Raw genomic sequence first — 16,207 nt, forward strand, 5'->3', positions numbered from 1 at the left:
TACTATAAATGAGAATATAATAAAGACATCAAAGAACAGGAGGTTTTTATTTATGAGAAAGAGAGTAATCAGTACCTTGTTGGCAATGGCAACAACAGCAGGTTTATTTGCCGGAAATGTATCTGCAGTGTACGCAGAAGGAAAGTCATCCGGAGATTATGAATATCAAGAGCTTGAGGATGCCGAGATTACATATTATAATTATTCTGTAGAAGGAAAAGAACTGTATGAGAAGGAAATCGCTGCTTACAATGAAGTTCATCCGAACGTGAAAATTAATCTTGAACTTGTTGGCGGCGGTACAGACTGGTGTTCTACATTAAAGGCTGAAATTTCAAGTGGTCAGGCACCGGATCTTGTGGTTATGGAAGGTGCATCAGATTTTGATACATTTGGCGATATGATTGAAGATCTTAGTGACCAGCCATGGGTGGAGCATATATATGAAAACAATGTCAGTGACTGTAAAGTTGGGGATGCAATAGTTGGTGCACCATCAGGTGTAGTGTGCTATGGTCTGCTGTATAACAAAGCTGTTTTTGAGGCTTGTGGCATTGATGGTTCTACATTAAAGAGTTACGATGATATTGATGCAGCTTTTGGCAAAGTTCAGGATGCTATTGATGCAGGAGAACTTGCAGATCAGTTCCCAGATCTTGAAGCAGTTGTTTCACTTCCGGCGGCAGAATCATGGGTACTTGCAAATCATGGTGCAAATCCGGCAATTCAGGCAGAGTTTGGAACTGCATTTGAAACTTATAAAGCGAAGTCTCTTGATTTTAAATATGCAGATGCATTAAAGGACTATATTGATCTGATGGTAAAATATTCTCCTGATGCAGACAAACCAGAAGCATTGGTTGGAGTTGATTATGATAGTGCAATGGGCGGTTCCTTCTGTATTGGAAAAACAGCTGTTATTCAGATGGGGCAGTGGGTTGCTCCTGTAATCGATGAAATTGATCCGGAACTTCGTGAGAACATTGGCGTTCTTCCAATGCCTTTAAAGGGAGTGGACGAAGATAATATCTGTTATGGTATTGCTTCCTATTTTGTTGTCAACAAGAATTCAGATGATGCAAAAAAAGCTGCTGCAAAAGATTTTGTAAATTGGCTGCTTATGTCTGATGAAGGAAAAGCATTAATTACTTCTAATATCAGTCTTCCATTTGATAATTTTGCAGATTTTCCATCTGAAAACGTAATCAGTCTTGCATGTGAACCATATGCAAAAGAAGGAAATACTTTCTCATTAGTATTTGGTGGTTATCCAGATGGTTGGTCTGATTTATTAGGCGCTGGAATCCAGAGCTATATTGCCGGAGAAAAAGAGTGGGATGCTGTTGTTGAAGAAGCAAAAGCAAACTGGGCAGAAATGAGATAAAGAAAAATTTCAGGACAGCCGGAAAACACTCTGGCTGTCCTTTTATGGAGGAAACGATATGCGTAAATCGAAAAAAATATTCTGGCTTTTTCTTGCTCCCTGTTTGATTACTTTTTGTATTGCTGTTGTAATTCCTACAATAACAGGTATTTATTATTCTTTTACAGACTGGGACGGACTCCATTCAAATTGTGATTTTGTTTTCCTGGACAATTACATCAGTGCATTTCATGATATTTACTTTCAAAATGCTTTTGTTTTTACTTTTAAATTTGTAATTATAACAGTGATAGCGGTAAATGCGGTTGCATTTGCAACTGCTATGTTGGTAACTCAGAATATAAAGGGAAAAAATTTATTTAGAAGTATTTTCTTTATGCCTAATCTGGTAGGTGGTGTGCTGGTAGGATTTGCATGGCAGTTTATTTTTTGTGATGTATTTGACAGTGTTGGAGAGCTTCTTGGAATTAACTGGCTTTGTGATTGGCTTTCTACTAAGTCTACAGGTTTTTGGGGTTTGGTTATTCTTGTTGTATGGCAGATGAGTGGATATATGATGCTGATCTACATTGCACAGATACAGAATATTCCGGAAAATCTATTGGAGTCTGCGAGAATTGATGGTGCAAGTTCTTTTCAGTGTTTCTGGAAAATTAAGCTTCCATTGATGATGCCTGCTTTTACTATTGGACTTTTCCTTACTCTTACAAATTGTTTTAAACTGTATGACCAGAATCTGACTTTAACTGGAGGTGGCCCGGCGAAATCTACAGAAATGCTTACTATGGATATTTGTAATACAGCATTTTCAAGAAACATGTATGGAATGGCACAGGCAAAAGGAATTATCTTCCTTGTTGTAGTTGCACTTATTACAGTAAGCCAGCTGATGTTTACCAAATCTAAGGAGGTGGAGATGTAATGCAGAGGAAAAAAATAATCTCTAAAACAGTGATTATCTTGTGTTGTATTATACTGGCAGCATTTTTTATCTTCCCGATTTTATTATTGTTTATTAACTCATTTAAATCTTTAAAAGAAATTTATATTAGTGTTCTCCAGCTTCCTAAGACACTGAATTTGGACAATTATATTTCAGCGTTCAAAGAACTGGATTACCTGAATGCCATCAAAAATTCCCTGATCATAACCTGTACGGTAACGGTTGCAAACGTGATCTGCTGTTCTATGGCAGCGTGGGTACTGGTACGATATAAGACAAAAACAAGCAAACTGATATTTACCATTTTTTCTGTTGCAGTGCTTGTTCCATTTCAGTGTGTTATGCTTCCATTACTGGCAGAAATGGGAAAATTAAATATGATTAATATGCCAGGACTGATGCTTGTAAATCTTGGATTTGGTTCTTCTATGTCGATCATTTTGTTCCATGGATTTATGAAAAATGTTCCGGTAGAGTTAGAAGAGGCTGCGTCAATTGATGGTGCCAGCCAGCCAAGAATATTCTTTACAATTGTGTTGCCCCTGATTAAGGGAATTGCAGTAACCGTTGCAATCTTGAATGTTATGTCTCTTTGGAATGATTATTTACTCCCATCGTTGACAATCAACCGAAGTGGAACGCAAACTCTTCCTCTTCGGACTTATCTGTTCTTTGGTGCTTACACAAAGAAATGGAATCTTGGTTCTGCGGCGCTTGTTATGGCAATTATTCCGGTAATTATTTTTTATGTTCTTTGTCAGAAGCACATTATTAAAGGTGTAACTGAGGGAGCGGTGAAAGGTTAAGTTTTACTGGCTGTGATGAATAGTGACGGTTAATACGGAAAAAGGAGATAGAAAATATGTGTTGGACTGTAAATGAAATAAAAAAAGGTGTTTGGCATGTTGATGAGAGTGGATTGAATGCCATGTATGTAGTAAAGGGTAGTAAAATGTCTGCAGTAATTGATGCAGGAACTGGAATCGGTGATTTTAAGGGGCTGGTAGAGTCTTTGGTAGACAATCCCTATGTTGTGCTGATTACTCATGGACATGTAGACCATGCTGGCGGATGTGGTCAGTTTATAGAGGCTTATATTAATGAAAGAGATTATCAGGCTGCGCTGAATATAAAGGTAGAAGATCGAGAAAGATATTTAAAGAATATGGAAAGTGCCGGTGCTGTTGCACCTGGAAGCTTGAGTATTGCGGAAGAACTAAAAAATGATAAGAAACCAGAGTTTCGTTTTATGAAAGAAGGGGACATTTTTGACCTTGGAGATAAAAAGCTAGTTATATATGAGATGACAGGACATACGGCTGGATCTGTATGTATTCTGGATGAAGAGGATAGAATTTTGTTTTCCGGTGACAGTGTAAATGATTTGGAACTGATCTGTGCTCCGGCCAAGGATCGAGAGGCTTTACTGAAGGAATGGTATGAGGCTGGAAAAAGAATTTTTGCAAGAAAAGATTCATTTGACATCTGTGGCGGTGGGCATTGTCTGATTCCAATTGAAAAAGCAGAAGAAACACTGACATGTGGGGAAATGATTTTATCTGGTGAATTACAGGCAAAAGTTGAAAAGGTTCATTTTTTCCATGCACCGTTTTATAAGTATAAAGACAGTCGACTTTATAATGGAGATTTTGCAGCATTACATTCAGAGGATAAATAAAGAGAATTTGAAGCTATTACGTGAGGTGAGTTAATAGTATTGTTTCAAGTGAACTCTAACGGTATGACTAAAAAATTGTATATTGTAAGTATAAAAACACGAAAAATGTCCTTGGTAGCTAACCTGGGACATTTTTCTGTATGTGGAGATGGAATGTCTATGATGTAGTGCGAAGATGAGAAATTGAGTTAAAAACGTGAAAATATTATGAATAAAGGCTCATAAAACGTGAAAAATAAATTGACAAATCCTCATAAAACGTGATAGCTTTGAAGAAGGAGGCGGTTCTATGTATTTAAAAAGAAAGATAGATGAGTATCTGTTAGAGTGGAAAAAAAATGAAGAAAGACTTCCGTTAATTATAAAAGGTGCAAGGCAGATTGGAAAAACGGAATCTATTAATCATTTTACAGAACAAAATTACAGTAATATTGTGAGTATTAATTTTGTTCTGGAACCTAAATATAAAACAATATTAAGTGACGGATATGCTGTTGAAGATATTATAAAAAATATTTCTATGATAGATACATCAAAAAGATTTATAGTAGGTGACACTGTGATTATTTTTGATGAATTACAGGAGTTTCCGGATATTGCAACTGCTCTGAAGTCATTTAGTATAGACGGAAGATTTGATGTCATATGCAGTGGTTCTTTGCTTGGAATCAATTACAGAAAAATTCATAGTAACAGTGTGGGATATAAAACAGATTATGAAATGTTTTCGATGGATTTTGAAGAATTTCTGTGGGCGAAAGGATACTCAGAGAAGCACATTGAAGATATCCTGAAACATATGCAGACAGGAACTCCATTTTCAGAAACCGAATTATCAGTCTATAAAAAATTGTTTTTGGAATATTGTGTACTTGGCGGTATGCCTGCAGTAGTAAAAGTATATATTGAAAGGAATCTTTTTACAGATACTCTGGAAATCCAGAGACAGATCCAGATGGATTATGAAGAGGATATCAGAAAATACGCTGAAGGTCTGGATCAGACTAAAATTGTAAGCGTCTATCGGAACGTACCTGTACAGCTTGCAAAAGAAAATAAAAAATTTCAATTAAGTAAAATAGATAAAAAAGCCAGAAGTCGAGAATATATGGGATGTATAACCTGGCTCGAAGATGCAGGTGTGATTTCTGTATGCTATTGTCTGCAGTATCCGGAGCTCCCATTAAAGGGAAATCATGATGACTCAAAATTCAAAATCTATTATCCAGATACAGGATTGCTGATTGCTTCATTAGATGAGGAAGCACAAGAAGACCTTCGGGCGAATAAAAATCTTGGAGTATACAAAGGTGCTTTATATGAAAATTTTGTAGCAGAGGCGTTTGTGAAACAGGGGCTTGGACTATATTATTATAAAAAAGAAAATGCTACCTTGGAAGAAGATTTTTTTGTAAGAACAAAGGATGAGCTGGTTCCGGTAGAAGTGAAGGCGAACAGGAACCGGTCTAAGTCATTGAGGCAATTGATATCCGGTGATTCTTATGGAGATATTCACTGGGGAATAAAACTTGCAGACAGCAATGTTGGAATAGAAGACGGGATTTACACATTCCCATATTTCTGTACGTTCTTATTAAAACGATATCTCAGGGGAAAATGATAGCTATGTGGAGGCGAATCATACAGTAAAAAAATATTGATTCACGCAGAAACAGATAGTAAGTTGACTCTTGTTCCGATAAAAATATAAAAATCAATAGTCTTAGGATTGCGATCCAAAAACTATTGATTTTTATATCGCTTTTGGAATATAATTAGTAAAAAGAAGGGAGCATTATTATGATTATAGAAAGAAAAGAATATTTAGAAAAACTGATAGCCTGGAAAGATAAGCAGTTGATTAAAATTGTTACAGGTGTACGACGTTGTGGAAAATCTATGCTCCTGGAAATTTATCGCAATTATTTAAAAGAGCATGGGATTGAGGAAGAACAGATTATTTCTATTAATTTTGAAGATCTTGATTATGAAGAACTGACAGATTACAGGAAATTATATAAATATTTAAAGGAACGTCTGATTGATGGAAAAATGACATATATTTTCCTTGATGAAATTCAGAATGTAACAGATTTTCCGAAAGTGCTGGACAGTCTTTATATTAAAAAAAACATAGATATTTATGTGACTGGTTCCAATGCATATATGTTGTCCAGTGAGATTGCAACTATGATTTCAGGAAGATATATTCAGATTGAAATGTTGCCGTTGTCTTTTAAGGAATATATGAAGAGTACTGGCAGTATGAATGACAGAGGAATCAAATATGCTGAGTATTTGCAGAATAGTTCATTTCCGTTTACACTGGAATTAAAAAATCAGCCAGATGAGATCAGAGATTATCTGGAGGGAATCTATAATACGATTGTTGTAAAGGATATTATAAACAGGAAAAAAATCACAGATACTATGATGCTTAAGAGTGTCTTAAGATTTGTGTTTGATAATATAGGAAATCCATTGTCATCAAAAAAAATTGCAGATACGATGACCTCAGAAGGGCGAAAAATTGATACAAAAACGGTGGAAAAATATCTGGAGGCTTTTAGCGAGAGCTATATTATATATCAGGCAAAACGTTATAATATAAAGGGAAAACAATATTTAAAAACTCTTGAAAAATATTATATAGTTGATATTGGAATGAGGTATATGCTTTTAGGTTCGAGGCAGGCAGATGCAGGACATGTTCTGGAAAATATAGTCTATCTGGAATTGTTACGTCGAGGATATGATGTGTATGTTGGAAAAATCGATTCATATGAAGTGGATTTTGTGGCACAGAATAAAAAGGGAACGGTATATTTCCAGGTGGCACTGACTGTACGAGATGAAAATACACTTTTGAGAGAATTAAGACCATTACAGGCGATACGAGATCATTATCCAAAGATTATCTTAACAATGGATGAAGAACCAGAAGAACAATATGAGGGAATTCGACGTATTAATGCCAGAGACTGGTTATTGGGGATTGTAGACTGAGCAATGCAAATTAATTAGCACTCATCACTTGATAATGGAAGTTGATTTTTGTCCTGTCTTGTGTATCCCGGAAGTGCCTGTTTTACAGGCTTTCCGGGGCATCAGTCATTTTGTCTGGTATTGTAAAGCAGTGTCAGATTTGTCGTAAATGTCGTAAATTTGTGGTCAAAAAATGATGAGAAATGGAGAGTGCTAATAAAATGAACGCAGGCAGCGAAGCAACTTGGCAAGTATGGTTTTCTTCGCAGAGATTATCTGAAGAACCATCGAAATTAAACTTATCAGGTGATGCTTCTGCAGGACACCATTGGAGAGCATCTTCTGGAAGTAGATAAGGCAGCCAGAGAACGGGAAGAGGTAATTCTGAAACAGTTGGAAGAAAAAGAACCACTGCGGGATAAAGAAGCAGATCAAATGGCATGGGTAAGAGCTGCTAATCAGCACAGAGCAATTGCGAAAGAGATTATTCTCAGGAAATTAATTTATGTTTAAATGAAGGGGATGAGGTCGTGGATTGCGACCTCATTATTATATGTGAACATGAAATAGCAGTAGGCAGAATGAAAGAGTTGGGGTAAAATAAGAACATAGATTTTGGAGATTTAAAGAAATCGTTTTGAGGTATCAATCTGGAACTTCAAAATGGAAAAGTTGCGACAGTGTCGCAACAATTATCGAAAAGGAGGTTGCTTTGATGGAAAAAAAACATTCTGAAAAAGAAAAAACAAGTTTGGATTCACCGAGTCCAAAATTAAATAAAAGTATGATTGCTTACCATGAAACAGGAGATTTATTTGCTGATACATGTGAAATCGTGGAGAGTGCACAAAGTATTGCGTATGCGGCTGTCGATACAATTCTGGTTCAAAGGAACTGGTTGTTGGGAAAACGAATTGCTATAGAGTGTCTGAATGAAAATGGAAAAGCGGACTATGGCAAAAAAACTATGAAAAAGCTATCATCAGAATTAAAAGAAAAATATGGCAAAGGCTTTGACTTTAGTAGTCTTTATAAATATATGAAATTTCATCAGGAATTTCCTCAAATTTTGGACTCACTGCGTCCAAAGTCTGGGCGTCCCTTGTCATGGACGCATTATAGAATTTTGCTTCAGGAAACATCACCAGAGGCACGAGTATGGTATGCAAAAGAGGCACAGGAGCAAGCATGGTCCGTTCGGACTTTGCAACGGAATATTTCTTCACAGTATTATTACCGCATGCTCATGTCTCAAAATACAGAACCTGTAGAAAAAGAAATGAAAGAACTAACAGCTACTTATCAGGCTGATAAGCTGGAATTTATCAAAAATCCAGTAATAGCAGAATTTCTTGGACTATCTTCTAATACAGACTTTACAGAAAGTGAATTGGAGCAGAGAATTATCACGCATATTCAAAAATTTCTCATGGAGTTGGGGAAAGGATATGCATTTGTAGCGAGACAACAGCATATTCGAACTGAAAAAGAAGATTATTACATTGATCTTGTTTTTTACAATTACATTTTGAAGTGTTTTGTATTGATTGATTTAAAAACGTCGAAAATCACACATCAGGATGTGGGACAGATGGATATGTATATTCGTATGTATGATGAAATGAAGCGAAATGAAGGGGATAATCCAACATTAGGCATTATTTTATGTTCTGATACAGACGAAGATATTGCAAAATATTCTATATTGCATGGGCACGAACAATTATTTGCATCTAAATATAAAACTTGCCTTCCATCAGAAGAACAGCTTCGAGAAGAGATTGAAATTCAGAAGAGATTTTATTATCTACAGAAAGAAGAAGACAAAGAAAATAAAGATTTATAAAATATGAGTAGAGAAAGGCGTGAGTCATAGAAATATGGCTTGCGTCTTTTTCTTTGCCTGAAAGGAAGTGATAAGTTTGAACAAGAAGTTTTTGAAGCATTATATGGAAACCAATCCAGAAGGGACAGCACAGACCTATATCTTTCTGGTGGACAATCAGGATATCGCACTGAACATTGTGATGTCAGGTTATCAGGCACTTTGTCTGGTGCAGGAAGATGACGGATATTATTTCAGTGCAGATTCCTTTATAGAAGAAATGAGAGCTATTCAGTTTACTGGAAGTTGCCAGTGTGCCTATCATTATGTGGCTTCCTGTTCAGTGAAGTGGGTAAATGATAAGTTACTGACATTTTTCAAAGACGCTGGTCTTGATGGAAAAGCAGGCTGGCAGTTGTTCAAAGAGAAAGAGTATCTTGGCAAACTGGATAATCAGAAAGAAGTTGAGAAATTACTGGAACAGTATATTCTTCGGTTTGAGCGAAATCCAAAAGAAGAACCGGAACTGAGCCGTTTTCACTTATTTGATGCAAAAGGGAATGTGAAAGGTGTCCGGGATATGGAGATTGTAGATTACCTGGTGGAGAATATGAAGAATCGGGAGATCCATGTAGGTGGACAGCTTGTGTATTATGAAGGTGATGAAGGATATTGTTTCCATGATTCAGAAACCAAAACGGATGCAGGAATCAGAGACATTCCTATGACACAGATGGTATATGATGCGTTCCGTAAACAGAGAGAGCTGAACCTGATGCCTTCTATTTCATCGCATACTCTTCGTCATACGGGATGTACCAGATTGGGTGAGAACAATGTCAATCCCAAAGTTATGCAGTATGTGATGGGGTGCTGGATGTCCAGTGGACATCCGTTTAGCACCGACCGTAGCGGAGCGAAGAACATTCAGATGCACAGATTACAATGAATGTCTACAATCATATTGCAGAGAAGTCTCACGTGGAAAATGAGATGTCTAAAATGAATCTGCCGGAAACTGTACCTGCTGTGGTATAAACCATAAGCCGTTGTCGTAAAATGTGGTAAGAAAATCAGACGAATATATTTTTCCAAGAATTTGTCGTAAAAATGTGGTCAAATCAAGAAAATCGAGTGCGAAAGAGAATGTTACGCCATGCACAGCTCGGGAAAGAATTCCCTCGCTGTAGGGCTGTCGCCCTATAAAATAGCAAAAAAAGACGCCTTTGCAAGTAAACTAGCAGGGCGTCTTTTTTCACCATTTTGCATGGCTCGTAGCGTTCACAAAATCTTCACAAAAAATTAGCACTCACCTCTTGTTATTACAGCGTAGCTTTTGTCTTAGTTCATAGAGTGCCGTAAAGTGCTTATTTACAGGCTTTTTACGGGTTTTATGAATTTATCACATTTCATCAAAAATCGTCAATATACAAAAATTTGGTGTCAAAATTGGTGTCAAATAACCTTGATTTGAGATTTTGATGAGTAACACATCAGTAAAAAAATTGAATATTTTATAGACTATGGAACGCCTAAAATGACGTTCCTTTTCTATTTCCAGCCGTTCTTATTGGACGGCTATTTTATTACCAAAAATGAAAGGAGCATTAGATTTATGAAAAAGACATGGAAACGATTGTGTATGGGCTTCTTAGCTCTTGCAACTGTCGTTACTGCTTTACCGACTACACCCGTTCATGCAGAAAGCAAGCAATACTGGACGGAAAGTGCGGAGCGTGTCGGTATCATTGAAAAAGTAATGAATGACGGTTCTATCGGTTCGACATTCAATGAGGGCTATATGAAAGTCGAGGGCGAAACTGCCTATTGTATTGACATCAATACAGATTTTAAGAACGGCTACAAGACCAGAGCTGACGCAAGCTCACGCATGAGTGCCGACCAGATTTCAGATGTGGCGTTATCCTTAGGGTATGTCAAACAGTATGGCGAAACTCACAAGGAATTGAACTACAAGCAAGTCTATCTGTTGGAACAATGTGTGGTCTGGCAGAGATTAAGCGTACATCTTGGCTGGCAATGTGATAACGTGCGAGCTTCTTATGATGAAATACCAAAGGCTACGCAGGACGAAGTTTTCGCTGGTGCAAGAGCCTTTGTCAAAGAAAATAAAGGACGCTATGAATGTGGCGGTTATATCTACTCTGGCGAGGGGCAGGAATTAGGGCAATTCTGGGCGAAACTGAATGTCGGAAATGCGAAACTGCAAAAGACTTCCAGTAATACCAGCATTACAGACGGTAACGGGAATTACTCTATTGCAGGTGCAACCTATGGTGTCTTTTCTGATAAGGACTGCACGAAACAGCTTGCCACCCTTACGACTGATGAAAACGGAAATACAGATGTTGCAGAGGTAACGGCTGGCACAGTCTATATCAAGGAATTATCCGCACCAGCAGGATATAAAGTGGATAAAACTGTATATTCCTTAAAGGTTGAAGCTGGAAAGACAGCAACCTTGAAAGTATCAGATACACCAAAAGTAATAGACACTTTGATTGAGCTTTTCAAGATTGATATGGAAACACAGAAAGACAATCCGCAAGGGGACGCTTCTTTAGCAGGTGCGGAATTTACATGGAAGTATTATGCTGGCTTCTATAACAAAAACAACCTCCCTGCCGAAGTTACTCGTACATGGGTTACAAAGACAATCGCTGAAACAGACAGCGACGGAACAACCCACTACATCACAAAATTAGCGGACGCTTACAAGGTATCTGGCGACAACTTCTATATGCAGGGCGGTAAGGCGGTTCTTCCACTTGGGACACTAACCATTGAGGAAACAAAAGCTCCAAACGGCTACTTGTTGGACGGTGCATATATGCAGGCTGGCGATAAGTCCGAACAGATTAAGGGCTTATATGTAACACAGATTACCGAGGACGGAGACCTTGCCGTATTATCTGGAAGTAACCAGTTTTCCGTATCAGACAAGGTTATCCGTGGCGGTGTCAAAATTCAGAAACGAGATTTAGAAACGGGCGATACAAAGCCACAAGGAAGTGCCACTCTGAAAGATACTGTCTTTGACATCATTTCCTTAAATGATAATTCTGTTTTAGTTGAGGGCAAGCTATATAAGAAAAATGAAGTCGTAAAAACTATTCGTACAGATATTGAGGGTATCGCTTCTACTTCTTCTGACCTCTTACCTTATGGAAAATTCCGTATTGTTGAGAGTGAAGCTCCCGACGGTTACTTAACTGACGGTGCAAAACCGATTGATTTTACAATCACAGAAAATGGAAAAATCGTGGACTTAACAGAAAAAGCCCATTCTATTTATAATCAGATTAAGCGTGGAGATATTGAGGGCGTAAAAATCGGTGCAGGCACACATAAGCGTCTTGCTGATGTTCCCTTTAGGATCACAAGCAAGACAACGGGCGAAAATCATGTAGTGGTAACTGATGATAACGGGCAATTCTCCACTTCTGCCGACTGGGCTTCTCATAAGCACAATACAAACGCAGGCAAGACCAGTGAGGACGGTGTGTGGTTTGGGACTTCTGAACCAGACGACAGCAAGGGGGCATTACCTTATGATACCTATATCATTGAAGAATTACGCTCTGATAGTAACAAAGGCTTTGAACTTATCCCACCGTTTGAAATCGTAGTATCAAGAAATAATCTTGTGATTGATTTAGGGACTTTGACTGATGAATACGAAAAAGAAATCTCTATCCATACCACAGCAACCAGCAAGGACGGCGATAAGACTATCCTTGCAGGAAAAGAGGTTACAATCGTTGATACTGTCAAATTGGACGGACTTACAAAAGGCACAAAGTATCAGTTAAAAGGCTGGCAGATGTTAAAGGAAGAAAACGCCGAGCTTATCATTGACGGGAAACGTGTGGAAAGTGATTATACGTTTACTGCTGACAGCGAAACTATGAAAGTGGAAGTTGCCTTTACCTTTGACGCTACTTCTCTTGACGGCAAACAACTTGTAACTTTTGAGGAATTATACGATTTAAGCAATCCAGACGAGCCGAAGAAAGTTACCGAGCATAAGGATATTGAGGACAAAGGACAGACGATTACCTTTAAGGAAAAAACCAAAGTCCCAAAAGAACCAGAGAAACCCGAAACACCACAGACACCAGATACACCGCATAAAACAGACAGTCCAAAAACTGGCGATAGCACAAACCTTTACGGACTGCTTGCACTTCTTTTGACTTCTGGTGCTGGACTGGCAGGTATCTTCTTCTGCAAACGCCGTAAAATGAAGAAATCATAAGGCGGTAACGGTATGAGAAAAGAAAAATCACGTTCTCCGCCGATACCGTGTCGGCAGACTTCCGCTTATTCTGGCTTGTCTGCTACTTACCTGCAAGAACACGGATAGTCAAGGGTGCGTAAGCATTTATTTTACCCTTTACTATCTGGGGGCTTGCTGGTACTTCCTTAACTGCCAGAATAAGAAATCACTATCAACAAACTTATCAAAAATAGAAAGAAACGAGGTAAAACAATATGGAAATGAAATATGTCGTGCCAGATATGGCACAGTCTTTTGGAACTCTTGAATTTGCAGGCGAAAGTGAGCCTATCTTTGAAAGAGATAAAAATAACCGCAGGGTCTTAGCCAGACGAAGCTATAACCTTTATTCTGACGTACAGAAAGGCGAAAATGTTGTGGTGGAAATTCCCGTGCAGGCTGGCGAAAAGCATTTCAAGTATGAACAGAAAGTGAAACTTGTCAATCCGAAGTTATATGGCAGAGGTTACGCAATCGGGGATATGGGACATACCGATTATGTGTTGCTCGCTGATGATATTGTAGCAGTTGAAGAAAAGTAAAGGAGTGAAGAATTTATGAGATTATCAAACGGGTTTGTTATTGACAAAGAGAAAACATTTGGAGAATTAAAATTTACAGCGGTGCGTGATGTGTTCTTACAGAATGAGGACGGGACACCGAGTACCCAGCTTAAAAAACGTATCTATGATTTAAAATGTAGTCTGCATGGTGGAATTATCCCCGTGTCTGTACCGCCAGAAGTACCGTTAAGGGAATTTCCATACAATGCAGTTGTGGAGCTTGTCAATCCCGTAGCCGATACGGTATCAAGAAAGACCTATACGGGTGCAGATGTGGATTGGTATGTAAAAGCAGAGGACATTGTATTGAAGAATAAAGGCAATCAGAACGCAGGCAATCCACAGAACCATACACCGCAGGGACAACCGAAAAAATAAACTTGGTGGGTAGATTTTTATTGTAGCAGATATATGGAACTGTTATAATATGGGTATGAAGAAAGTAACACATTTGAAGTTGCAAAAGGAGTGAAATTGAAATGTGTATGGAATGTTATGTTGACGAAAATAGAATAACACCACTCTTAAATCCATTGGATTGTTTAGAAAATCATACACAATACATTTGTGGGACTTGCGGGAGGTGCATTTGCATTGAACATGACCCCAAACGTGGATTACAACGGTGGAATTTCCCTTTTAAATCGTTAGAAATTGCAAAATTATATTTGCGTACTGCTGATTATAGTACCAAAAAGTCATGTGGTATTTATGAACTGAAAAGTGAAAATGGCAGACTTTCATACAAAATCTTTGCGGACAGTGAGGACTTGCTGTTATATCTAAAAAAGAACAAAGGAAAAACTTGCAAAGATATGAAACCTGTTTTTATGATTGAAGAATACAGAGAATATGCAAATACGCAGATAAGAAAATTGACCTCTGATGAAATACAGAAATATATGTCAGAGCGATAACTTCCAGTTTCACAATTTCATATCTATACATACATAGCAGTTAGTCTTAGGATTGACTGCTTTTTTCGTACCCAGAAAGGAGTGATTGATTTATGAGAATGATTTTAAACAAAGGACACCGTATCAGAGCCAGCAACAAGAACCTTGTCTACCACTTTTCCATAGGGACGCTTCTGTTTGTATTTGTGGCGGTTCTTCTGCTACTGAATATCAAACAGCTCATGCGTACCGATTGGGAGCATTTCAGCTTGTTAGAAAACGGCTTGACGCTTTCCCCTTACAACTTCATAACCATACTGATAGCGACTGGTGTTTGTGCATTGGTCGCTTTTCTGTATTACCGCTTTTGTTACGACAGTTTCAAGAAGCTCCTGCACCGTCAAAAGCTGGCAAGAATGGTACTGGAAAATAAATGGTATGAAGCTGATACCGTACAAGACAGCGGTTTTTTTACTGACCTGCAAAGCAGATCAAGGGAAAAAATCGTCTGGTTTCCAAAGATTTATTATCAAATGGAAAAAGGCTTGCTTCATATCCGCTGTGAAATCACGCTGGGAAAATATCAAGACCAGCTTTTACGGTTAGAGGATAAGCTGGAAAGTGGCTTGTATTGCGAGCTGACTGACAAGACCCTGCATGACGGCTATATTGAATATACCCTGCTTTATGATATGATAGCGAACCGCATTACCATTAATGAAGTACGGGCAGAAAACGGCTGTCTTAGATTGATGAAAAATCTTGTCTGGGAATATGACGCACTCCCTCACGCCCTTATCGCTGGTGGGACTGGTGGCGGTAAAACCTATTTTCTGCTGACGCTCATTGAAGCCTTACTGCATACAAACGCTGTCCTTTACATTTTAGACCCAAAGAACAGCGACCTTGCGGACTTGGGAACAGTCATGCCAAACATCTACCATACTAAAGAAGAAATGATAGATTGCGTCCATGCCTTTTATGAGGGCATGGTACAGCGAAGTGAGGAAATGAAACGACACCCGAACTATAAGACTGGCGAAAACTATGCCTATCTGGGACTGCCACCCTGCTTTCTTATCTTTGATGAATATGTAGCATTTTTTGAAATGCTGGGGACAAAAGAAAGCGTGGGCTTACTTAGCCAGTTAAAGAAAATCGTCATGTTAGGGCGACAAGCAGGATATTTCCTTATCGTTGCCTGCCAGCGTCCAGACGCAAAGTATTTCTCGGACGGTATCAGAGATAACTTCAATTTCCGTGTGGGACTTGGGCGTATCAGTGAATTAGGTTACGGTATGCTGTTCGGTTCAGATGTGAAAAAGCAGTTTTTTCAGAAGCGTATCAAGGGGCGTGGCTATTGTGATGTGGGAACAAGCGTCATAAGTGAATTTTACACGCCTTTAGTCCCGAAAGGACATGATTTTTTGCAGACTATCGGCTCTCTTGCACAAGCAAGGCAGGACGGGACGGCGACGTGCGAAGCGAAAGGCGACGGCACGGACTAGCCGTTGCTGGTGTGGCGTAAGCCACGCCAGCAGGTAAAACCCCTCGGTATCTAACAGAGGGGTACGTTTGCAAATAGACAATAGACAAAAAACATAGGAAACATAAGGCTTCTGGCATGGTTTTC

13 protein-coding genes and 1 pseudogene are annotated in these 16,207 nt (G+C 38.5%); all 14 read left to right on the forward strand.

The features are described from left to right. Positions 1–52 precede the first annotated feature (52 nt). The gene (locus ACESZG_RS17765) at positions 53–1,384 is read left to right on the forward strand and encodes an ABC transporter substrate-binding protein (protein ID WP_373218864.1); all 1,332 of its coding nucleotides are present in this window, start codon (positions 53–55) and stop codon (positions 1,382–1,384) included. Between the two features lie 58 nt (positions 1,385–1,442). Continuing rightward, entirely contained in the window at positions 1,443–2,306 is an 864-nt protein-coding gene (locus ACESZG_RS17770) for a carbohydrate ABC transporter permease (protein WP_119246025.1), read from the forward strand. Beyond that, on the forward strand, positions 2,306–3,133 hold the full coding sequence (locus ACESZG_RS17775) for a carbohydrate ABC transporter permease (protein ID WP_118247769.1): 828 nt from the start codon (positions 2,306–2,308) through the stop codon (positions 3,131–3,133). The genes ACESZG_RS17770 and ACESZG_RS17775 overlap by 1 nt, the downstream gene beginning before the upstream one ends. Positions 3,134–3,189: 56 nt before the next feature. Then, on the forward strand, positions 3,190–4,005 hold the full coding sequence (locus tag ACESZG_RS17780) for an MBL fold metallo-hydrolase (RefSeq protein WP_118247770.1): 816 nt from the start codon (positions 3,190–3,192) through the stop codon (positions 4,003–4,005). 289 nt (positions 4,006–4,294) lie between these two features. Then, on the forward strand, positions 4,295–5,626 hold the full coding sequence (locus ACESZG_RS17785; protein ID WP_195481399.1) for an ATP-binding protein: 1,332 nt from the start codon (positions 4,295–4,297) through the stop codon (positions 5,624–5,626). A gap of 179 nt (positions 5,627–5,805) precedes the next feature. Then, entirely contained in the window at positions 5,806–7,011 is a 1,206-nt protein-coding gene (locus tag ACESZG_RS17790) for an ATP-binding protein (RefSeq protein ID WP_055057922.1), read from the forward strand. A gap of 216 nt (positions 7,012–7,227) precedes the next feature. Further along, positions 7,228–7,503: pseudogene (locus tag ACESZG_RS17795) on the forward strand (TnpV protein); the annotation flags it as partial. Positions 7,504–7,705: 202 nt separating this feature from the next. Beyond that, a complete protein-coding gene (locus tag ACESZG_RS17800) occupies positions 7,706–8,836 on the forward strand; it encodes a YhcG family protein (protein WP_081026437.1) in 1,131 nt (376 codons plus the stop codon). A gap of 76 nt (positions 8,837–8,912) precedes the next feature. Beyond that, positions 8,913–9,764, forward strand: coding sequence for a tyrosine-type recombinase/integrase (locus tag ACESZG_RS17805; protein ID WP_055057923.1), 852 nt, complete (start codon positions 8,913–8,915; stop codon positions 9,762–9,764). Between the two features lie 666 nt (positions 9,765–10,430). Next, positions 10,431–13,094 carry a collagen binding domain-containing protein gene (locus ACESZG_RS17810; protein ID WP_373218868.1) on the forward strand — a complete coding sequence of 888 codons (2,664 nt, stop codon included), beginning with the start codon at positions 10,431–10,433 and terminating at the stop codon, positions 13,092–13,094. 236 nt (positions 13,095–13,330) lie between these two features. After that, positions 13,331–13,657: a YdcP family protein gene (locus ACESZG_RS17815; protein ID WP_003059926.1), complete on the forward strand. Its 327-nt coding sequence runs from the start codon at positions 13,331–13,333 to the stop codon at positions 13,655–13,657. A 15-nt stretch (positions 13,658–13,672) separates the two neighbouring features. After that, positions 13,673–14,056 (forward strand): YdcP family protein, encoded by a 384-nt coding sequence (locus tag ACESZG_RS17820; RefSeq protein WP_002347267.1) that lies wholly within the window; start codon positions 13,673–13,675, stop codon positions 14,054–14,056. A 101-nt stretch (positions 14,057–14,157) separates the two neighbouring features. Next, the gene (locus tag ACESZG_RS17825; protein ID WP_055273894.1) at positions 14,158–14,595 is read left to right on the forward strand and encodes a hypothetical protein; all 438 of its coding nucleotides are present in this window, start codon (positions 14,158–14,160) and stop codon (positions 14,593–14,595) included. A 92-nt stretch (positions 14,596–14,687) separates the two neighbouring features. After that, entirely contained in the window at positions 14,688–16,082 is a 1,395-nt protein-coding gene (locus tag ACESZG_RS17830; RefSeq protein WP_195285011.1) for an FtsK/SpoIIIE domain-containing protein, read from the forward strand. The last annotated feature ends 125 nt before the right edge of the window (positions 16,083–16,207 follow it).

The sequence above is a fragment of the Blautia sp. Marseille-P2398 genome (assembly GCF_964240315.1).
Classification (GTDB): domain Bacteria; phylum Bacillota; class Clostridia; order Lachnospirales; family Lachnospiraceae; genus Blautia_A; species Blautia_A wexlerae.